We start from the raw sequence: 18,655 nt of genomic DNA, 5'->3' as shown, positions 1-18,655 counted from the left end.
TGGGTTCCTTCGAAAGTTTGGCGCTGCCGGCCTGGGGTCGGCGGGACAGCGCTCTTCTGCCCTGCCGGGCATCGTCACCACAAGAGGGAGATCCAATTCTCGCCGCGCCGGTCTAGTTGATGCTGGCCGTGTTGGCCGGCTCGGCCGGGCGCTTCTCACCGGCATAGGGCACGCGAAAACCGTTCGCCGCCAGCCAACCGATGGCGGCCTTCGGTTCGTCGGTCTGGATGATGGTGGCGCCGCGCTCGACCCAGAAGCCGTAGGTCTCGCGCGGCAGGCTGGCCGCGACCGCCAGCTCGTCGCCGCGGCCGCCGGCGAGGAAGCCGCCCGGCTTGTTGACGATGGCATAGGTGTCGGCCCAGATGTGCCAGTCGCCCCTCACCGCCAGCGCGCGCATGCGCGGGCTGAACAGCGGGCCGCCGGTCTCGGTCAGTGTCTCTGATCCCGTGCGCCAGTTGATCATCTCGACCGCGCGCATCGGGAAGGCCCGGCTCACTTTCTCGGCAAACATGGCGTCGCGAACCGCGTCATCGGCGATAATGGGCATGAACTGGAAGCCGCTGCCGATCGCGTCCATGGCGGCCTTGACACTGGCAATCCGCTCCGCATTCCACAGGTTCTCCTTGACGATCACCTGTTCGACCATGCCGAGGTCGCGCGCAACCGCGACCATGCCGACGAGGCTTTCGGTATCGAGCTTGTTGTCGAGATTGATGAGGATCCTGTCCCTGGTCGTCATCAACATCTCGCGCAACGTCGAGACCGTCTCGCCCGTAACGGCGCCGGTGCCTTCGATCACCAACCGGCAAGTCTTGAGTTCGGCCAATGTGTGCTTGTCGACCTCACCTTTGCAATTCGTCGTGCGGTCGAGCCAACTGTCATGCATGACGACGAACTGTCCGTCCTTCGAGCGCCTGATATCGACCTCGACGATTTCGGCGCCCGTTGCGATCGACGCCTCGACGGCGGCGATCGAATTTTCGGGATAGAGCGTCTTGCCGGATTGCATGCCGCCGGCGCGGTGCGCGGCCACTAGCACATGGTCGCGCCATTGGTTGGCGTGCTCGAAGCGGTCGAGAATCTGCCTGGCGCGCGTTTCGCCTGCCGATGCCTGGCCAAGGGAGAGCGCCAGCGCCGCGGAAAGCAGAAGGCTCAGCCAAATCGTTCGCATGAGACAAGTCGTTCGCACGAGAATCGCTCCGTACCGGGATCGCACCCCGGTTAAGCGATGCCCGTGACAGGCAGGTGAACGAAGCCGGCTTGCAAAATGCCGGAAAATCAGGTCAGCGCCGGCCGAGGCAGTCGTCGGCGGCTACTTTCGGTTGCTTGCCAGGCAATCTCCTGGCGAGCCATGCCGGGTTCGCCTGGCGAGCAAGGATTTGTGACCGGATCGAATGGCCATGATCCTCCGCAGGGGTCGCAATTCTGAGAATTATGTCCAATAAGGTTGCGCGTCGACGCACAGGAGATCGCTTCATGCCGCCAAGGACCATCGATCATGCCTTCACCACCCGCTCCAGGACGGGTGCGTCGTTCGAGCCGACCTATGCCGGCGCCCTGTCGTTCATGCGGCGCAAATATTCGAAGGACGTGAAGGACGCCGATGCGGTGGTGTGGGGCATTCCCTTCGACGCTGCGGTCACCAATCGGCCGGGCGCCCGTTTCGGACCGCAGGCGATCCGCCGCGCCTCGGCCATCCTCGACAACGATCCGCAATATCCGTTTTCGCGCGATCTGTTCGAACAGCTTGCCGTGGTCGATTATGGCGACTGCCTGCTCGACAGCGGCAATCACCAGAAGACGCCTGCCACGATCGAACGCGAAGCGGCGAAGATCCTGAAATCCGGCGCCTTTCTGCTGTCACTCGGTGGCGATCACTTCGTCACCTGGCCGCTGCTGAAGGCGCATGCCGCCATCCATGGCCCGCTGGCTCTGGTGCAGTTCGACGCACACCAGGACACCTGGCCCGACGACGGCAAGCGCATCGATCACGGCTCCTTCGTCGGCCGTGCAGTCAAGGAGGGCATCATCGACCCCGACCGGTCGATCCAGATCGGCATCCGCACCCATGCGCCCGACACGTTCGGTATCAAGATCCTGTATGGCCATGAAGTGGAGGAAATGCGTGCGTCCGACATCGCCTATGCCATCGTCGACCGTACGGGCGGCAAGAAGACCTACGTCACTTTCGACATCGATTGCCTGGACCCGGCTTTTGCGCCCGGCACCGGAACGCCGGTCGCGGGAGGCCCGTCTTCGGCAAAGATCCTGTCGGTGCTGCGCCAGATCAACCAGCTCGATATCGTCGGCGCCGACGTCGTCGAGGTTGCGCCAGCCTATGATCACGCCGATATAACGGCGATTGCCGGGTCGATGGTGGCCATGCACTATCTCGGGCTGTTGGCGGAACGAAAGGCCCGACTCGAAGAAATGAACCAGGGCAATCACGGCGTTGCCGGATTGAATCAGGCAAGCGGCATATAGCTTTGAGATAACAGGAATTTTGGCAAGCAATGAAACCGAAAATCTTCATCGACGGCGAGCACGGCACCACCGGTCTGCAGATAAGGGCGCTGCTTGCCGAGCGTGGCGACCTGGAAATCATCTCCATCCCGACCGAGCGCCGCAAGGAAACGGCAGCGCGCGCCGAGTTCCTCAATGCTGCGGATGTCGCGATCCTCTGTCTGCCGGATGCAGCCGCCAAGGAAAGCGTTTCGCTGATCGCCAATGACACCACCAAAGTGATCGACGCCTCGACGGCACATCGCGTCGCCGATGGGTGGGAATATGGTTTCGCCGAAATGGACAAGGACCAGGCGAAAAAGATCGCTTCGGCGAAGCGCGTCGCCAATCCGGGCTGCTGGCCACAAGGACCGATCGCGACGCTGCGGCCGCTGGTTGCGGCGGGGCTGCTGCCGGCCGATTTTCCGGTCACCGTCAACGGCATTTCCGGCTATTCCGGCGGCGGCCGGCCGATGATCGAGGATTATGTCGGCAAGGGCGAGGATGCGCCGGAATTCCTGCCTTACGGGCTGACGCTGCAGCACAAGCACGTGCCTGAGCTCAGGACCTATGCCAAGCTTTCGCACGATCCGATCATGCAGCCGGCGGTCGGCAATTTCGCGCAAGGCATGATCACGGTGGTGCCGCTGCAACTCGGCGGCCTCGACCATGTGCCGACCGGCGCCGAGCTTCACGCGGCGATCGCCGATCATTTCGCTTCCATCGATGGCGGCGTGGTCGAGGTGGCGCCGTATCTGCATCAGGAACGCATGCCTGACATCGATCCGGAGATCTATAATGGCACCAACCGGATGAAGCTCTACGTCTTCGCCAATGACGATCGAGCGCAGGCGCTGCTGCTTGCGGTCTATGACAATCTCGGCAAGGGCGCCTCGGGCGCTGCCGTGCAGAACATGGATCTGATGCTCGGCCTCTGAATGGATGTGCCGGCATTTCCAAAGCGCTGGAAGGTCGGCGCGCCCGAACTCACCGCCGACACGTTCAGCAGCCGCATCTGGAAGGTTGCGCGCGAGGACGGCTCGCCGGCAATCGTCAAGGATCTAAAGCCTTTCGACGATGTCGAGGACGAGTTGCGTGGCGAGCATTTCCTCGCCTGGCGACGCGGCGAAGGCGTGGTGCGGCTGCTCGGCAGCGACGGCCACCGCATGCTGCTCGAATACGCTGGCGACAGGATGCTGTCACACCATCTTGCCGAACACGGCGACAATGCCGCCACCGCGATCGCGGCGGGGGTGATGGCAAGACTGGTCTCGCCGTCGAAGCACCCTGCCCCGCCGGACCTTCAGCCGTTGCGGACCCGGTTTTCCAGCCTATTCAAAAAAGCGAGGGCCGATCGCGCCGCCGGCGAAAGGAGCCTGTATGTCGAAGCAGCCGAAATCGCGGAACGGCTGCTGTCCAATCCGCACGACGTGCGGCCGCTGCACGGCGACCTGCATCATGACAACATCATGCACGGTCCGCGCGGCTGGCTGGCGATCGACCCGAAGGGCGTTCTCGGCGACCCCGGCTTCGACGCCGCCAACATGTTCTACAACCCACTTGACCGGGACGATCTTTGCCTCGATCCGCGGCGGATCGCGCATATGGCGCATGTCTTTTCCGCAACGCTCGGCCAGTCGCCGCCCGCGATACTGGACCACGCCATCGCCTATGGCTGCCTGTCGGCTGCATGGCATCATGAGGATCGCAATGCGGTCGACGAAAACCGCGAGCTGGCGATTGCCACAGCAATCCGGCGGGTGCGGCTCAGCCTCTGAGAGCAATCTCATGAGGCAGCGGATAAGCGCCCTTGGTGCCGCGCCAATGCGCGGCGGCGAAGCCGAGCAGGAACAGCGCGAATGCCTGATGCGTCAGGGCCATGTGCAGCGGCACATGCATCAATAGTGTGCCGATGCCGATCGATGCCTGCACCACGACAATCAGGAACAGAAGCGTCGCGCGTCGGGCATGCGTCGTGCCCGGCAGGCGCCGGCGTGTCGAGATCATGTGCCAGAGCGCGACCGCGAAGATCGTGTAGGCGCCGACCCGGTGGACGAATTGCACCGTCTTCGGATTTTCGAAGAAATTGCGCCATGCCGGCTCGAGCAGCAGCAGGTCGCCAGGGACCAGCTTGCCGTCCATCAGCGGCCAGGTGTTGTAGCTCAAGCCGGCGTCGAGCCCTGCGACCAGCCCGCCGAGATAGATCTGGACCAGCGCCAGCAGCACCAGGAAGCCGGCCAGACGTTGCGTCGAGCGGTCGGCGGCAGGTTCCGAGTGCGGCGCCAGCCCACGCGCGACCACCATGGTCGCCGTGAAGATCAGCGCCGCCAGCGTCAGATGCGTCGCCAGCCGATATTGGCTGACCGAAACCCGGTCAACCAACCCGGACGCCACCATCCACCAGCCTATCGCGCCCTGCAGGGCGCCGAGAAGGAGGATACCCGACAATTTCGTGCCGAGGCCCCGCTCGATGCGGCGCGTCGCCCAGAAGAACAGCAGCGGCAGGGCGAAGACCACGCCGACACTACGCGCCAGGATGCGGTGCACCCATTCCCACCAGAAGATCGATTTGAACGCCTCGATGCTCATGCCGTTGTTGAGTTCGGCATATTGCGGAATTTGCTGGTAGCGCAGGAACTCCTCCTGCCACTCGGCATCATTGAGCGGCGGGATGACGCCGTGTATCGGCTGCCATTCGGTGATCGACAGGCCGGAATTGGTGAGCCTTGTAGCGCCGCCGACCAGTACCAGCGCAAACAGCACCAGGAGCACGACATAGAGCCAACCGCGTACCAGCGCGCGGTTGCGAAGGTCGCGATCGCGGGCGGCGAAAGGCGCGGCATCGGATATGGCAGCAGCCATGGATTTGTCCCGGCAGTTGAAGTCGCGGATTGGTGAACCATCGCAGCCCGGCTTGCAAGACCGGACAGCGCGGCACGCCGTCGCGCCGTTTCTGGCGGGTTGCGCGTATTGGCTGTTCGGCCTAAGCGATAGCGATCAACGAGATCGCGCCATGCCCATTCGCCTGAAAAAGCTGATCGGAAGCTTCCTGCTGGTAGTGCTGGTCATAGTCTATGCGCTGGTCGCCTCGATCGTGGCGGTCGCCCAATTGTCGCAGTCCGGGCCGCTGGCGCACTTCATCTTCTTCCTGCTCAGCGGGCTTTTGTGGGTGCTGCCGGCGATGGGCATCATCAAATGGCTGATCCTGGAGCCGCGGCCGAAGGGGCGAGGCAACAGTTAGATCGTCACCACCGTCTTGCCGGCATTGGCCAGCGGCGTCGTCACGCCCGACAACATTGTTCGGATGTGGGCGACGCTCTGATAGCGGCCATTGACCGAAATGCGCGGTAGGGCGTGCAGGAAGCCGGCATGCTCGGCGCGGAGTATGCCGTGGCGGGTTGTCACCGCCGAGGCATAGCCGGCATCGCGGACTAGGCCTACTTCGCGGCGGCCGACGGCACTGGCATAACCGTAGGGATAGGCGAAATGGCGCGGCTCCTCGCCGAGTTTGGCCTGCAATATGCGCTTGACGTCGCCGATCTCATGTCGCGCATCGCTCTCGGAAAGCCGCTTCAGATTGCAGTGATTGACGCTATGTGCGCCGATCGTCACCAGCGGGTGCTCGGCCATGGTGCGGATCTCGTCCCAGTTCATCAGCGTGCTCGGGCGCGGACCACCCAACTCGATGCCGTTCGAGCGCGCCAGATCCCGCAACACCGCACGCTGGTCCTGCTCGCGCACCTTCAGCGTCAGATGAGCGTGCAGGCGCGCATTGGCCTGGACCTTTTTTCCCGGACTCGAGCAGTCGATTGTCACCGGGCCATCCGGCGTCGTCAGCGTCAGGCGATCGCGCGCATTGACGATGTCCTCGACCACGTCCCACCACAAATCGGCGGCGCCGTCGATCAGTCCCGGCGCGACGTAGATGGTGATCGGCGCGCCGTGTTTCTCCAGCACCGGCAGCGCCTCGGTCATGTTGTCTCGATAGGCGTCGTCGGCGGTGATCGTCGCAAACTGGCCGTCCTTGTCACCAGCCTTGATGCGCTCGATCGCCTCGTCAAGCGTGACGAAACTGTAGCCGTTCGCCTTCAAGTCGGCGATCACGGTGTCGAGAAACCCAGGCGCGATGTTCAAGTGGCGGTTGACGCCGTTCGGCTTTTCCGGTGTCGCGGTTACCCGATGCAGCATCAGGATAGCGCCGAGACCGCCGATAAACGGCTTGGCCAGCGGAGCGAGACCGGAATAGCGGGCGAGATTGAGCGCCAGTTTGCGGATTGCCTCGCCCCCGTCGATCATTCATTCACCTTTTGCGCCTAAGCTCATCAAGCATGGAATGCGCCTGCGCGGACCCCCAATCGCGACGAATACGCCCTAAGGATTGAGGTATGGTTGACGCCACCGCGTCATTTGACGGCAATCGGCTGGCAAGCAGCGAGGCGTCGCCGTGTGCCTTGCCGGCCGGCAAAGCCGGCCTGTCAACCTCGGTCGCCGATAGTGTGGCGTTGGCGGCGTACGCAGAATTCTGCCGTTCGGCGCTTTTTGCCCCTGCGCAAAGCGCAGGCTGGATCCTGAACTGGGCCGCACATACCGGCGCCGACGTTGTCGTTGCGACGCTGCGCGCCGAGGACAGGCCGGTTTTCTCACTGGCGCTGGAGGTCACTTGTAGTGGAGCGTTCCGCGTCGCCCGGTTCATGGGCGGCCGCCATGCAAACGGCAATTTTGCCGCCGCCGACCCGCAATGGCTGGCGAATGCCGATAGCGCGGCGATCCGCTCGATGCTGGCTGCGATTGCCAAGGCGCGGCGCGACATCGATCTTGTTGCGCTGGAGCGGCTGCTGCCCGATCTCGACGGCGTTGCCAACCCGCTCTCCGCCTTGCCGCATTTTTCGAGCCCCAATCTGTCGCTGGCCGCCGGTCTTGTGGGAGGATTTGACGCACTGCTCACCCGCGTGAGCGGCAAGCGCAGGCGCAAGAAGCATCGCTCGCAGGCGCGCAAGTTCGAGGCCGTTGGCAGCTATCGTCGCATCGAGGCGAGGACTGCGGACGAAGTGCACATGCTGCTCGATGCCTTTTTCGAGATGAAGGAATTCCGCTTCCGCAAGATGGGCATCGCCAATGTTTTCGGTGAGGCGGAGGTGCGCGCTTTTTTCCGCTCGCTGTTTGCCGACGCGCTTCAAGAGGAAGATCCGTCCTTCGTCCTGCATGGGCTGGAAGTCGCCGGCAAACTTCGTGCAGTCACCGGATCGAGCCGCTCGGGCAAGCGGCTGATCTGCGAATTCGGGGCGATCGCCGAGGACGACCTCGCACACACCAGCCCGGGCGACTTCCTGTTCTTCGAGAACATCCAGGAAGCCTGCGAGGCGGGTTTCGAAATCTATGATTTCTCGGTCGGCGACGAACCCTACAAGCGATTGTGGTGCGATGTCGAAACGCAGCATTTCGAGGTGCTGGTTCCGCTGACGCTGAAAGGTCGTGCGCTGGCGCTTGCGCTCAGGCACGGCGCAAGCCTGAAGGCATTCATCAAGCACAGCCCAATGGTCTGGAAGCTGACCAAGCTGCTGCGCCGCAAAGCCGTGGGGCGGACAGCACCGGCCGCAGGCGAAGACGACAGCTGATTTCGATTTGAGAGAAACTGCCTCAGGCGGCCGAGCGCCGTCCCGGCATTGGGCCCGGCGCCACATGGCCGATGGGCGTGACCAGCGTCAGGTCGGGATAGCCACTCTCGATGAGCGCGACCGCGGCCTGCGTCACCTCGTCGTCCGGCTCAAGCATGGAGAGCAAGACCTCGGTCCCCTCGCCCACCAGGCGGCTGATGCCTTGCGCGTCGGCCGGTCCGCATTCGACCACGACCAAATCATAGGCGGTGGTCAGCGACTGCATGATGATCGGCAGCCGGTCGGCGGCGCGCATGGCGCGGACCGGATCGGCTGTGCCGACGGGAATAACGTGGCAGTCCGAATAGAGATCGGGGTGGATCACATCGCTGAACTGCGCTTGCGAGGCGAGCAGATCGGTGATGCCCGGAAACAGCCCGCTGTCCAGCATCGGCCGCGAGGCGGCACCCGAAGCGGTGAGATCAAGCAGCAGCACGCGTAGCCCGGCGTCGGAGACTGCGCGCGCCACCAACACCGCCGAGGCGGCCGCCTCGTCGCCTTCTGGCGACACGAATATGGCGCGGGCGGCACCGGTGGCGATCAGTTTTTCCGCGGCCTTGTCGATGTCGACCTCGCCGAGGATAGAACGTGCCGGTTCAATGTCTCCAGCGGCCATTTCAGAGTACTCCGGTTCGATTTTCTCGGCAGCCGCTTCCGCCACCGCGACGGGTTCCGGCCCCACTTTGCTTTCAATGATATTGTCGTCGTCGGCCTCATCGATCTCGACGACTGCCGGTTCGGACCGGCCAACCGACGGGTCGGGCTCGGCCATCACGCGTTCGGCCTGGACAGCCGGCATCGCAACCTGCTCGATGCGCTCGAAATGGGCACCGGCGGCCGGACGCATGGCGCGGCCGGAAAACAGTTCCTGCAGCAGCGTGACGATCGCCATGATGAGCAACGAGCCGACAAAGGCCGCACTGACAATCGGACCAATCTTGGGGAAATAAGGTTCGGCCGGCACCTGGGCCTCCGAAAATACGCGAGCGTCGACGGGCAGATAGTTGCGATCCTTGCGTGCGGCCGCCTGGAGATAGCTGGATGAATAGAGATCGAGCTGCTGACGCTTGGTCGCGGCATCACGCTGTAGCGCATCGAGTTCCACCTGCTCTTCGCCGGCGCGGGCGGACGCCGCCTTCAGCGTGTTGACGTCTGCCACGAGTTGAGCCTCTCGCGCCTTCGCCGTCTCGGCCTGCGCCATCAGACCTTTCATGATCTTTTCCGCTTCGTTGCGGATCTGGCGGTCGAGATCCGCGAGCTGCGACTTCAGCGCGCGGATGCGCGGATGGTTGTCGAGCAAGGTGGTGGAAAGGTCGGCGATGTTGTTCTTGAGTTCGACTTGCCGCTCGCGCAGGCGCTGGATCAGTTCGGAAGACAACACCTCCGGAACGGCATCCAGCGAGCCGCCATTGCGCAACGCCCTGCGCACGCTGTCAGCGGTCGCTTCCGCCGAAGCGCGATTGGCGCGCACGCGTGACAGTTCGCTCGACAATTCGGACAGCTGCTGGGTGGCAAGCACCGAATTGTTGCCGCCCATCAAAAGATCGGACTGCGCACGGAATGCGGCAACCTTGGCTTCCGCCTCCTTCACCCGGTTCTGCAGATCCGCGATTTCCGGCGCCAGAAAGTCGGTGGCGGCGGAATTCGATTCGAGCTTGGCATTGCCCTTGGAGGCGATATAGGCGTTTGCAATGGCGTTCGGGATCGCGGCGGCAAGCTTTGGATCCTCTGACGAGAACTCGATTGCGATCGCGCGGGTTTTTTCAACGCCATAGACGTTGAGCTTCTCATGCATTGCGTCCAGCACGCGCTCTTCCAGCGGAATCTCGAACGGATCGCTTTTCAAGCCAACAAGGACAAGGGCGCGGCTCAGCGCCGACATCTTCAGCGCCTCGTCGAATTCGGGCAATTTCGCCAGGTTGAGCTTCGCCGCCACCTGCTTGAGGATGTCGGGGGACGAGATGATCTGGACCTCGGTGGCCACAGCCTCTTCGTCGGGAATCGACCGCTCGTTGCCGTTGGCCCCGGCTGGCCGCGTGAACTCCGATTCTCGAGGCCCGATCTCCAGCTTGGCTGCCGCCTTGTATTCGGGCGTTGCAAGCCAGGCGAGCGCAAAGGCCAGGCCGGTTACAACCAGTGCGACGACAAGGATGCGCAACCAGTTTCGCGCCAGGCTGGCGAAAAGCTGCCTGAGATCGACGTCGACATCTGCGGCCGCGGATTGAACGGACATGCATCCCTGCTCCGGTACTGAGTCAGCATGCACCGTAAACAACTATGGTAACTCAGCCGTTAATATCGCGGTAAGAACCTGTTAGGCTCTACTAACAAGCCGCAAACAAGAGGCTGAAAACCATCTGCATTTGTCGATCCGGCCCGCATCGGCCGCGCGCCTTTACCGGCCATTAACCCTAACAGGATGATAACCGAGCTCGATCGTTAAGGTTTGCCGCAGAGTCGCCGGCTATTCAAAGGTACGTGTCCGCTCATGAAAAGCACTGCTCCCCTTTTCCGCGCGCTGCTTGCCGTATCGATGCTTTCGGGCTGCTCCAGCTACCGGCCGACGCCGGCCGCATTCCATGAAGTTCTCGACCAGCCCTATCGCCTCGGCGCCGGCGACCGCGTCCGCGTAACCGTGTTCGAGCAGGAAGGACTGACCAATACCTACAGCGTCGACCAGTCCGGCTATCTCTCGCTGCCGCTCGTCGGCAACGTGCCGGCGCGCGGCCACACCGCCCAACAGCTTGAAAGCGAGATCGCCGAGAAACTGCGCCAGGGTTATTTGCGGGATCCCGATGTTTCGGTCGAAATCGATCGCTACCGGCCGATCTTCGTCATGGGTGAAGTGGGTGCGGCGGGGCAGTATTCCTACGTTCCAGGCCTGACCGTGCAGAAAGCCGTCGCCATCGCCGGCGGGTTCACGCCACGCGCCAACCAGGAAAGCGTCGACATTACCCGCGACATCAACGGCAAGGTGATAACCGGACGCGTGGTGACCTCCGACCCGCTATTGCCCGGCGATACAGTCTATGTTCGCGAACGCCTGTTTTGATGTGCTGACAAAGTGGCGGACACACTCAGGATCGTCCACTGCTTTCGCTCACCGGTCGGAGGCATCTTCCGGCATGTGCGCGACCTGACCGAGGCTCAGGTCGCCGCCGGCCATGCCGTCGGCATCGTCTGCGATTCGACGACGGGCGGCGATTTCGAGGAACGGCTGTTCGAACAGATGAAAGGCAGCCTGGCGCTCGGCATTCACCGCACCCCGATGCAGCGGCATGTCGGGCCAGGCGATCTCGCCTCGGCCCGGTGCACCTATAGGATCATAAAAGAATTGCGGCCGGACGTGCTGCACGGGCATGGCGCCAAAGGTGGCGCCTATGCCCGTCTGTTCGGCTCATTGTTGCGGGTATCCAGGTCTCGCGTAGCCCGCCTTTATTCGCCGCATGGCGGCTCGCTTCACTATGACGAGACCACCGCCATGGGGAAGCTGTTCTTCGCGCTCGAGCGCTTCATGGCTCGCTTCACCGATTGCCTGCTGTTTGTTTCCGATTATGAGCGGCGGACTTATCGCAGGAAGGTCGGCGAACCGCCCATTCCGAACGCTCTCGTCCACAACGGCCTGCGGGCCGCCGAGTTCGAGCCGGTGCGGACCGAGCACAATGCGGTTGACCTCCTCTATATCGGCATGATGCGAGACCTCAAAGGCCCGGACATCTTCATCGATGCGCTGGGGCTAGCCGCGACACGGCTCGGCCGCCCATTGAAAGCGCTGATGGTCGGCGACGGCGACGACCTGCCGCGCTATCGCGCCCAGGTAAATCAGCTCGGCCTCGACGTCGGTTTCCTGGCGCCGATGCCGGCCAGGCTCGCCTTCACGCAAGCCGAACTGGTCGTCGTTCCCTCGCGCGCGGAAGCCATGCCCTATATAGTTCTGGAAGCGCTCGCCGCCGGCAAGCCGATCATCGCGACGGCGGTCGGCGGCATACCGGAAATCTTCGACACCGGCTCGCCTGCCCTGATCCGGCCCGACCCGCGCGAACTTGGCGACAAGATAAGCGCCGCATTGGCCGATCTCGACACCTACAAAGGCCTGATGCCCGGCCTCGCCGACCTCAAGGCACGCTTCGGCGCCGATGTAATGGCCGCCGAAATCGAAAAGGCTTATTTCGCCGCGCTCAAAAAATAGAGCAACGGGTTTTCCACCGGGCTGCTCCTAGTGAAAGCGTCTCCAAAGCCATGTGTTGTTTCAAGGGTTTCTTAGCTCTCTTTTGCTATTCACCTGAGGGAAACCTGCGGACGCCCCATGAACGAAATCGACCCCGCGCGCCGTTTTTCGCTAGACGCGGTGCGCAAATTCGACGCCCCTGCCGAGAACAATACGGCCGGCGGCATGAACGATGTTGCCCGCCAGGTCGCCTCGCAATACCGGCGCGATACGATGTCGCCGATCATGGTGAGCGGCGTCCTGCGCATGGTGGAATTCGCGCTGCTGCTGGTGTCAGGTCTTGCCGTCTATTTCTATTATGTCGGCTTTTTCAACTATCTTGCCTGGCAATACTCGCTGACGATCGCCGCCACCTCGTTCCTCGCGGTCGTTCTGTTCGACGTCACCGACTGCTACCAGATTGTCGCGCTGATGCGGCCGATCGCCAATTTCGGCCGCCTCCTGCTGGTCTGGGCTGGAACCTTCGCCTTGATGGCGCTCACCGCCTTCACCATGAAAATGTCGGAAGACTATTCGCGCCTGCTCTTCGGCACGTGGTTCGTTATTGGCTTCGTGCTGATCCTGGGTCTCCGGCTGGTGATGTCGAAGCTGATCCGGCGCTGGGCGCGCGACGGGCGGATGGAGCGCCGCGCCGTCATCGTCGGTGGCGGCAAGGCGGCGGAGGTACTGATCCGCTCGGTCGAAAGGCAGCCCTACAACGACATCCGCATCTGCGGCATCTTCGACGACCGCGGCGACAAGCGGTCGCCGCCGGTTGTCGCCGGTTATCCCAAGCTCGGTACAATTTCCGAACTCATCGAATTTGCCCGCATCGCGCGCATCGACATGCTGATCGTATCGCTGCCGCTGACCGCCGAATCGCGCGTGCTGCAGTTATTGAAGAAGCTGTGGGTGCTGCCGGTCGACATCCGGCTATCGGCGCATTCGAACGCGCTGCAGTTCAGGCCGCGCGCCTATTCCTACATCGGCTCGGTGCCGATGCTCGATATCTTCGACAAGCCGATCAACGACTGGGATTCGGTCGCCAAGCGCGCCTTCGACATTGTCTTTTCGATCATCGGCATCATCGTGTTCTCGCCGGTGATGCTGGCGACCGCAATCGCGATCAAACTCGACAGCAAGGGGCCGGTGCTGTTCCATCAGAAGCGGCACGGCTTCAACAACGAGATTATCGACGTCTACAAGTTCCGTTCGATGTATACCGACAAGGCGGACCCGACGGCGAAGCAGACCGTGACCAAGAACGATCCGCGCGTCACCCGCGTCGGCCGCTTCATCCGCAAGACCTCGATCGACGAACTGCCGCAGTTCTTCAATTCGCTGTTCGGTTCGCTGTCGCTGGTCGGGCCGCGCCCGCACGCCATTGCCGCGCAGTCGCACAACCTCCTCTACAATGAAGTGGTCGACGGCTATTTCGCCCGCCACAAGGTCAAACCCGGTGTGACCGGCTGGGCGCAGATCAATGGCTGGCGCGGCGAGATGGACACCAACGAGAAGATTCGCATGCGGACGGAATACGACCTCTATTACATCGAGAACTGGTCGCTCTTGTTCGACCTCAGAATCCTGTTCCTGACGCCGATCCGCCTGCTCAATACGGAAAACGCGTATTGATCGCGACGGCCTATGAATTGCCGGCTGCGGCGGTCAACGCCAAGCTGATTGCACTGATTGCGTCGGGGGCGGTTTTCCTCGGCGTTTTCCTGTCCGGTTTCGTCATTGCCGAGCCCGCGCCGTACGATCTCTACATGATCGGGCTGATCGTGGTGTGGCCCTTGTTCGGCATGCGTATACAGCGCGCGGCGGTGCCACTTCTGGTGCTGCTGGTTATCATGAACATCGGCGGTATGATCTCGATGACGCAGATGTCGGACCTCGCCGGCACGCCGCTCTATCTCGCCGTCTCGCTGTTCCTGGCCTTAACCGCGGTTTTTTTCGCTTCGGTAACGGCCGTCCGGCCCAGTCTCTACCGGGTGATCTTCGTCGCCTATGTGGTGTCGGCAGTGCTGACTTCGCTGGTCGGCATAGCCGGCTATTTCCATGCCTTTCCAGGAGCGGAGATCTTCACCAAATACGACCGTGCCGCCGGCGCCTTCCAGGACCCGAACGTGTTCGGTCCGTTCCTGGTGCTGCCCGGCATCTACCTGCTCTACCTGCTGCTTACCGGCTCGGTTGCACGCATGCCGCTATTGGCGATGCCGTTGCTGATAATCACCGCCGGCATCTTTTTTTCCTTTTCGCGCGGCGCCTGGGGCATGTTCGCCGTTTCGGCGATCCTGCTGACCGGTGCCTTGTTCCTGCAGAGCGCCAGCGGCAAGTTCAAGCTGCGCGTCGTCGTCATGACCATCGCCGCCGTCGGACTGCTGGTCATCGCAATGATCGTCATCCTGCAACTGCCAGGCGTCGCCGAGATGTTCTCGAACCGCGCACAGCTCGAACAAAGCTACGACACCGCCCGGCTCGGCCGCTTCGCCCGCTATACGATCGGCTTTCAGATGGCACTGGAGCATCCGTTCGGCATCGGCCCGCTCGTCTTCGGCAAGATGTTCGGCGAGGACACGCACGACATCTGGCTGAAGATGCTGATGGATTACGGCTGGCTCGGCTTCGTGTCGTTCCTGACGCTGACGTGCTGGACGATCGCCGCCGGCTTCCGCATTCTGCTGCGCGACCGGCCGTGGCAGCCTTATCTTCTATGCGCCTACGTCGCCTTCATCGGCAATATCGGGCTCGGCACCTTCATCGACATCGACCACTGGCGCCATGTCTACCTGCTGCTTGGCTTGATCTGGGGTGCCATCGCGCTCGAATACCGCCACCAGTGGCAACTGCGGGCGGCGCAGCGACCGGCAATCCCCGTCGCGGTTGCTTCAGGCAGGACAGCAACCGAATTCGGTTGACCGGACCCGGTCTATCACGATACATCGCGACCGGTCCGGAGTGTAGCGCAGCCCGGTAGCGCACTTGACTGGGGGTCAAGGGGTCGTCGGTTCGAATCCGGCCACTCCGACCATTAAAATCCAAAGGCTTAGCCAGTTTTCCCCCAAAACTGGCTGTACAGACAATAGCCGCACTGCAGCCAGCGCAACATACGCAGGCGTGATCTCATCGAGGGAACCGATCACGCATCACTCGTGCGCGAGGCACGGAGGCTGGCGTCTAGCCAGAAGCCCACCGAGAAACCGCGCGGTAACGGCTAGGTAAGCTTTGCTGCGTACGCCAACCTTTATCGTGAGCCCGTATTCCAGCTTCAACAAGAAAAGGTCCCGCCGCACATGCCAGAACGGCGGGACTCGATCAGGCGCCTTGCATCAGGCAGGGGTGACTCGGGGGTTGGGCATGCCCGGTGCGCGCGGATCGTAGTGAACCCTAGGCGCATCAGCTGCAATGCGTCCACCAACCGTCGGTTGGAAAGAACTAATTCAATCCCGACGGCTGGCCTGGCCTGAACAGGCGCGCGCTCAAGGCTCAGTTTCTTCCCGGGGAGGAGCTTTTTGGTCAGGACAATCAGGATAGGGCAATTCTTCACACGGAGAGGGCCTGTCGCCAACGCTGCCATAATGTTCCGCGAGTTTTGCGAAACCGTAGGCGAAGGCGAAAAGAAGCGCGAGGACAACCGCTATTCGGACGGCCATACCGTATTGTAGCAGGATCCTCCCATTGGAGCGCGCGGCGTTTTGGTACGTTTGAATGTTGAGTTCGAAAAAGGTTGGCTGTAGTTGAATTGCCGTCGTCCGCAGTTGTAAGGGCGAGCGGACGCTTCGAAGATGCCACGCGCTTTCGCCCTGTCCGGGAGAGATGCAATGTCGCTTCAAGGGGTTGCCTGTCCTGCCGATCTGACCATGTTGACCAAGGCACTCGATGCCCGATGCCGTGAACTAGGCCTCGCTGATGGAGATCCAGGCAGAGAACTGCTCGGCCGCAGGGTGATGGATTTATTTGAAAGTGGTCAGCTCAGCGCCGAAGATTTGAGACTGGCTCTGAGCGGCGAGATCTTTAACGCCAAAAATCGTCCGGCCGGAGCCAGTGGGCTTTGATACGGCAAGCGGCTATCCGCGCAACCATTTGAATTACTGGCCCAGCGTCGGCTTCCGTGTGCGCAGGAGCGCGTGTGAACAAATGTGATTTTGCGGTCGGTGCCAGACGGGCTAACTTTACCCATCGAACGAAAGAGGAGAATGATCATGAAGACATTCCTCGCAATAGCCGCGGCACTGACCATGTCCATATCAGCTGCCTCTGCGGATTGCCCCGCGCATTCCAAGGTCCAGGCATCGGTCGACACGCAGACGAAGACAGCAAGCGTCGAGAAGGCCGATATGTCGACTGTCACGGACGCTCAGACGATCAAAAAAGAAGAGCCACAGAAGACCGAGTAGCGGTAACGCTCAGCGGATCCCACGACCCGGATAAATGGCTACTGGCACACATCCACCCACTCGGCGTCGACGAGTTCGGCCAGGCGTTGCGGGCTGAGCCGTACGGCGGCATTCGTCGCGCCTGCCGCCGGGACGACCTCGTCAAAGGCGCGCAGCGAGATGTCGCAGTAGACCGGGAGCGGCGCCGGTAGGCCGAACGGGCACACCCCACCGACGGGATGATCGGTCGCGGCGAGCACCTGCTCGGCGTCCAGCATTCGCGCCTTACCACCAAACCGGTCCTTGAATTTGCGATTGTCCAGCCTGGAGATCCCGCTGGCCACGATCAGCATCGTCTGGTCGCCGGCGCGCAAGCAGATCGTCTTGGCAATCTGCGCCGGCGCTACGCCATGCGCTTCGGCGGCCAAAGGCACCGTCGCCGAGCTTGCCTCCGTGACGATGACATCAATGTCGGGCGCGTGTGCGGCGAAAAAGGCGCGAACGGATTCGAGGCTCATCTCCGGCAATTTCCGTCTGGCGTCGCCGTGGCGGCCGGCAAGTCCACTACGTGGCCGTAAAAAACGAAGCCCGCCAGGGCGACCCATGGCGAGCTCGTGGAATAAAAGCATGACACGTCGCTACGACACGGATCGCCTTTTGGCAGGCAACACGGCTTCGTCAAACAGAGCGCTTTCCGGAAGTTGAAGCGCGGAGGCAATACGCCGACGTTTCGAGGGATCGGCATCCTTGCCGCTTTCAATGTCGGCAATCTCATAGGCTGCCAGCCCGCACGCCAGGGACAGCTCTTCGATGCTGTATCCACGGGCTTCCCGGGCGGTTCGGACGGCACTGCGTTCAGGCGTAACCGCGCTCGCCGCCAGTTCGGAGTAAGGTTCGCGTTTTGCTATTTGGGGCATTGGCAACTCCGTGGGATGAAAGAGTTAGATCAAATCATGTTGTTGCCTGAGACGATCGGGAGAATGCCCGCTCGCCGGTGATTTGCCAAGCATCAAAGATAGCGTCACGGCATCGTGAACCGACGCCGGAATGAATGGCGGATGCCGGCGCGCCGACATCTGGCCGGTTCGTCAGCAGACACAGTTCGGAAACAAAATTCTACAGGCCGGAAAAACTGCCGAAAAACTGCAAGGCGATAGTCCCAACCGCAGCGCTCGAGTCACCGACCTGAATCAGTGACGCTCAAATTCCGCCTGCGCAAAAAGGAAACGATGTCATGAAGAAGCCTCTTCTCTCCGCCCTTGGACTTGCAATCGCACTTGCCCTCTCGATGCCGATCATCGGCGCAAGCAGCGCGAATGCAACGACGATGCACACCACCGTCAAGAAGCATCACCGCCATCACTACCATCACCGCGTCCACCACTACCGCCACCATCACAAGAAGGTTGTCGCGAAGAAGTACTGAAAACACCCTCGGGCGAACAACCCGCAATCAGGCGTTCTGGTGCTTGATCAAGGGCGGCGCGCTTGCCGGGCTTTCCGTGTCGGCGAAAAATGGCGGCGGTCCGCTGACCACCGCCATTTGCTTATCTCAACGTGCCGATCTTGAACGCGCTCGCGGTGCTTGTTGCTGCCGGCCGCCGAGGAACAGACTGGCGACGAGCCCGACCAGAACCAGCCCGACAGCGGCCGCCGTCGCCGGGTGATCTCGGGCGGTCTTCTCGATCGCCCGGCCTTGCCTTCTGATTGCCGGCAAGGCGTCGCCGAGGCGCTCAGTGATATCCGAATAATAATCCGACGCGGTATCGCGCCCGTCTTCGTAAAAGGCGCCGCCCCGCTTTAACACGGCTTTCTTCAAGGTGGCCAGTTCCCTGGTCAGGGCCGCGACCTGTTTGTCCAGATCGGTGTCGGAGATGCTCGAAAGCGATGCCATGACGTGCTTCCTTCATCTG

Annotated in this window: 19 protein-coding genes and 1 tRNA gene; 13 read left to right on the top strand and 7 right to left on the bottom strand. The window is 62.1% G+C overall.

The window, feature by feature from the left end; genetic code table 11:
* Positions 1-112: 112 nt before the first annotated feature.
* Complete coding sequence (locus NKI25_RS21810; protein ID WP_352590582.1) at positions 113-1,171, bottom strand: glycerophosphodiester phosphodiesterase family protein; 1,059 nt, start codon at positions 1,169-1,171, stop codon at positions 113-115.
* 305 nt (positions 1,172-1,476) lie between these two features.
* Between NKI25_RS21810 and speB the strand changes: the two genes are divergently transcribed.
* Genes speB through NKI25_RS21795 form a run of 3 tightly spaced genes read left to right on the top strand, consistent with a single transcriptional unit; the run spans position 1,477 to position 4,280 of the window.
* The gene (speB, locus tag NKI25_RS21805) at positions 1,477-2,484 is read left to right on the top strand and encodes an agmatinase (RefSeq protein ID WP_352449331.1); all 1,008 of its coding nucleotides are present in this window, start codon (positions 1,477-1,479) and stop codon (positions 2,482-2,484) included.
* Between the two features lie 29 nt (positions 2,485-2,513).
* Positions 2,514-3,440, top strand: a complete 927-nt coding sequence (gene argC, locus NKI25_RS21800) for an N-acetyl-gamma-glutamyl-phosphate reductase (RefSeq protein WP_352449330.1) — start codon at positions 2,514-2,516, stop codon at positions 3,438-3,440.
* On the top strand, positions 3,441-4,280 hold the full coding sequence (locus NKI25_RS21795; RefSeq protein WP_352636868.1) for an aminoglycoside phosphotransferase family protein: 840 nt from the start codon (positions 3,441-3,443) through the stop codon (positions 4,278-4,280).
* On the opposite strand, the gene NKI25_RS21790 is transcribed toward NKI25_RS21795, so the two are convergent.
* Positions 4,270-5,364: a COX15/CtaA family protein gene (locus NKI25_RS21790; protein WP_352636867.1), complete on the bottom strand. Its 1,095-nt coding sequence runs from the start codon at positions 5,362-5,364 to the stop codon at positions 4,270-4,272. The genes NKI25_RS21795 and NKI25_RS21790 overlap by 11 nt on opposite strands.
* A gap of 151 nt (positions 5,365-5,515) precedes the next feature.
* On the opposite strand from NKI25_RS21790, the gene NKI25_RS21785 reads away from it, so the two are divergent.
* Complete coding sequence (locus tag NKI25_RS21785; protein ID WP_023674629.1) at positions 5,516-5,743, top strand: DUF2842 domain-containing protein; 228 nt, start codon at positions 5,516-5,518, stop codon at positions 5,741-5,743.
* Here the strand turns inward: NKI25_RS21785 and NKI25_RS21780 are convergent.
* A complete protein-coding gene (locus NKI25_RS21780) occupies positions 5,740-6,798 on the bottom strand; it encodes a polysaccharide deacetylase family protein (protein ID WP_352636866.1) in 1,059 nt (352 codons plus the stop codon). The genes NKI25_RS21785 and NKI25_RS21780 overlap by 4 nt on opposite strands.
* Before the next feature lie 89 nt (positions 6,799-6,887).
* Here NKI25_RS21780 and NKI25_RS21775 point away from each other — a divergent pair, with 89 nt between their 5' ends.
* Entirely contained in the window at positions 6,888-8,117 is a 1,230-nt protein-coding gene (locus NKI25_RS21775; protein WP_352636865.1) for a GNAT family N-acetyltransferase, read from the top strand.
* 22 nt (positions 8,118-8,139) lie between these two features.
* On the opposite strand, the gene NKI25_RS21770 is transcribed toward NKI25_RS21775, so the two are convergent.
* Entirely contained in the window at positions 8,140-10,389 is a 2,250-nt protein-coding gene (locus NKI25_RS21770; RefSeq protein ID WP_352999328.1) for a GumC family protein, read from the bottom strand.
* A gap of 255 nt (positions 10,390-10,644) precedes the next feature.
* Between NKI25_RS21770 and NKI25_RS21765 the strand changes: the two genes are divergently transcribed.
* From NKI25_RS21765 to NKI25_RS21735, 7 genes are all read left to right on the top strand, one after another.
* Positions 10,645-11,208: a polysaccharide biosynthesis/export family protein gene (locus NKI25_RS21765; protein WP_023674625.1), complete on the top strand. Its 564-nt coding sequence runs from the start codon at positions 10,645-10,647 to the stop codon at positions 11,206-11,208.
* Between the two features lie 12 nt (positions 11,209-11,220).
* Complete coding sequence (locus NKI25_RS21760; RefSeq protein ID WP_352999326.1) at positions 11,221-12,345, top strand: glycosyltransferase family 4 protein; 1,125 nt, start codon at positions 11,221-11,223, stop codon at positions 12,343-12,345.
* 117 nt (positions 12,346-12,462) lie between these two features.
* Complete coding sequence (locus NKI25_RS21755; RefSeq protein ID WP_352571457.1) at positions 12,463-13,998, top strand: undecaprenyl-phosphate glucose phosphotransferase; 1,536 nt, start codon at positions 12,463-12,465, stop codon at positions 13,996-13,998.
* Positions 13,995-15,284, top strand: coding sequence for an O-antigen ligase family protein (locus NKI25_RS21750; protein WP_023674622.1), 1,290 nt, complete (start codon positions 13,995-13,997; stop codon positions 15,282-15,284). The genes NKI25_RS21755 and NKI25_RS21750 overlap by 4 nt, the downstream gene beginning before the upstream one ends.
* 36 nt (positions 15,285-15,320) lie before the next feature.
* Positions 15,321-15,397 (top strand) — tRNA-Pro (locus NKI25_RS21745).
* Between the two features lie 790 nt (positions 15,398-16,187).
* A complete protein-coding gene (locus NKI25_RS21740; RefSeq protein WP_023674518.1) occupies positions 16,188-16,421 on the top strand; it encodes a hypothetical protein in 234 nt (77 codons plus the stop codon).
* A 147-nt stretch (positions 16,422-16,568) separates the two neighbouring features.
* Positions 16,569-16,763 carry a hypothetical protein gene (locus tag NKI25_RS21735; protein ID WP_023674517.1) on the top strand — a complete coding sequence of 65 codons (195 nt, stop codon included), beginning with the start codon at positions 16,569-16,571 and terminating at the stop codon, positions 16,761-16,763.
* A 38-nt stretch (positions 16,764-16,801) separates the two neighbouring features.
* On the opposite strand, the gene NKI25_RS21730 is transcribed toward NKI25_RS21735, so the two are convergent.
* Both NKI25_RS21730 and NKI25_RS21725 read right to left on the bottom strand, forming a co-directional pair.
* Complete coding sequence (locus tag NKI25_RS21730; RefSeq protein WP_352449319.1) at positions 16,802-17,260, bottom strand: YbaK/EbsC family protein; 459 nt, start codon at positions 17,258-17,260, stop codon at positions 16,802-16,804.
* Positions 17,261-17,380: 120 nt separating this feature from the next.
* Positions 17,381-17,659 carry a helix-turn-helix domain-containing protein gene (locus NKI25_RS21725; protein ID WP_023674515.1) on the bottom strand — a complete coding sequence of 93 codons (279 nt, stop codon included), beginning with the start codon at positions 17,657-17,659 and terminating at the stop codon, positions 17,381-17,383.
* Positions 17,660-17,976: 317 nt separating this feature from the next.
* On the opposite strand from NKI25_RS21725, the gene NKI25_RS21720 reads away from it, so the two are divergent.
* Positions 17,977-18,168, top strand: coding sequence for a hypothetical protein (locus tag NKI25_RS21720; RefSeq protein ID WP_023674514.1), 192 nt, complete (start codon positions 17,977-17,979; stop codon positions 18,166-18,168).
* 126 nt (positions 18,169-18,294) lie between these two features.
* On the opposite strand, the gene NKI25_RS21715 is transcribed toward NKI25_RS21720, so the two are convergent.
* Positions 18,295-18,636, bottom strand: coding sequence for a hypothetical protein (locus NKI25_RS21715; protein WP_023674512.1), 342 nt, complete (start codon positions 18,634-18,636; stop codon positions 18,295-18,297).
* Between the last annotated feature and the right edge of the window lie 19 nt (positions 18,637-18,655).

The sequence above is a fragment of the Mesorhizobium sp. M0808 genome, from assembly GCF_040320025.1.
GTDB lineage: Bacteria > Pseudomonadota > Alphaproteobacteria > Rhizobiales > Rhizobiaceae > Mesorhizobium.
Note: the sequence above shows the minus strand (reverse complement) of the source record. Positions and strands in the feature narration are given on the sequence as shown.

What these genes read in the sequence shown, in the direction of transcription:
- NKI25_RS21775 (WP_352636865.1), top strand. Translation starts at nt 6,888, where the DNA reads ATGGTTGACGCCACCGCGTCATTTGACGGCAATCGGCTGGCAAGCAGC.
- NKI25_RS21780 (WP_352636866.1), bottom strand. Translation starts at nt 6,798, where the DNA reads ATGATCGACGGGGGCGAGGCAATCCGCAAACTGGCGCTCAATCTCGCC.
- NKI25_RS21810 (WP_352590582.1), bottom strand. Translation starts at nt 1,171, where the DNA reads ATGCGAACGATTTGGCTGAGCCTTCTGCTTTCCGCGGCGCTGGCGCTC.
- NKI25_RS21770 (WP_352999328.1), bottom strand. Translation starts at nt 10,389, where the DNA reads ATGTCCGTTCAATCCGCGGCCGCAGATGTCGACGTCGATCTCAGGCAG.
- speB (WP_352449331.1), top strand. Translation starts at nt 1,477, where the DNA reads ATGCCGCCAAGGACCATCGATCATGCCTTCACCACCCGCTCCAGGACG.
- NKI25_RS21740 (WP_023674518.1), top strand. Translation starts at nt 16,188, where the DNA reads ATGTCGCTTCAAGGGGTTGCCTGTCCTGCCGATCTGACCATGTTGACC.
- NKI25_RS21730 (WP_352449319.1), bottom strand. Translation starts at nt 17,260, where the DNA reads ATGAGCCTCGAATCCGTTCGCGCCTTTTTCGCCGCACACGCGCCCGAC.
- NKI25_RS21735 (WP_023674517.1), top strand. Translation starts at nt 16,569, where the DNA reads ATGAAGACATTCCTCGCAATAGCCGCGGCACTGACCATGTCCATATCA.
- argC (WP_352449330.1), top strand. Translation starts at nt 2,514, where the DNA reads ATGAAACCGAAAATCTTCATCGACGGCGAGCACGGCACCACCGGTCTG.
- NKI25_RS21785 (WP_023674629.1), top strand. Translation starts at nt 5,516, where the DNA reads ATGCCCATTCGCCTGAAAAAGCTGATCGGAAGCTTCCTGCTGGTAGTG.
- NKI25_RS21755 (WP_352571457.1), top strand. Translation starts at nt 12,463, where the DNA reads ATGAACGAAATCGACCCCGCGCGCCGTTTTTCGCTAGACGCGGTGCGC.
- NKI25_RS21790 (WP_352636867.1), bottom strand. Translation starts at nt 5,364, where the DNA reads ATGGCTGCTGCCATATCCGATGCCGCGCCTTTCGCCGCCCGCGATCGC.
- NKI25_RS21795 (WP_352636868.1), top strand. Translation starts at nt 3,441, where the DNA reads ATGGATGTGCCGGCATTTCCAAAGCGCTGGAAGGTCGGCGCGCCCGAA.
- NKI25_RS21715 (WP_023674512.1), bottom strand. Translation starts at nt 18,636, where the DNA reads ATGGCATCGCTTTCGAGCATCTCCGACACCGATCTGGACAAACAGGTC.
- NKI25_RS21725 (WP_023674515.1), bottom strand. Translation starts at nt 17,659, where the DNA reads ATGCCCCAAATAGCAAAACGCGAACCTTACTCCGAACTGGCGGCGAGC.
- NKI25_RS21765 (WP_023674625.1), top strand. Translation starts at nt 10,645, where the DNA reads ATGAAAAGCACTGCTCCCCTTTTCCGCGCGCTGCTTGCCGTATCGATG.
- NKI25_RS21720 (WP_023674514.1), top strand. Translation starts at nt 17,977, where the DNA reads ATGAAGAAGCCTCTTCTCTCCGCCCTTGGACTTGCAATCGCACTTGCC.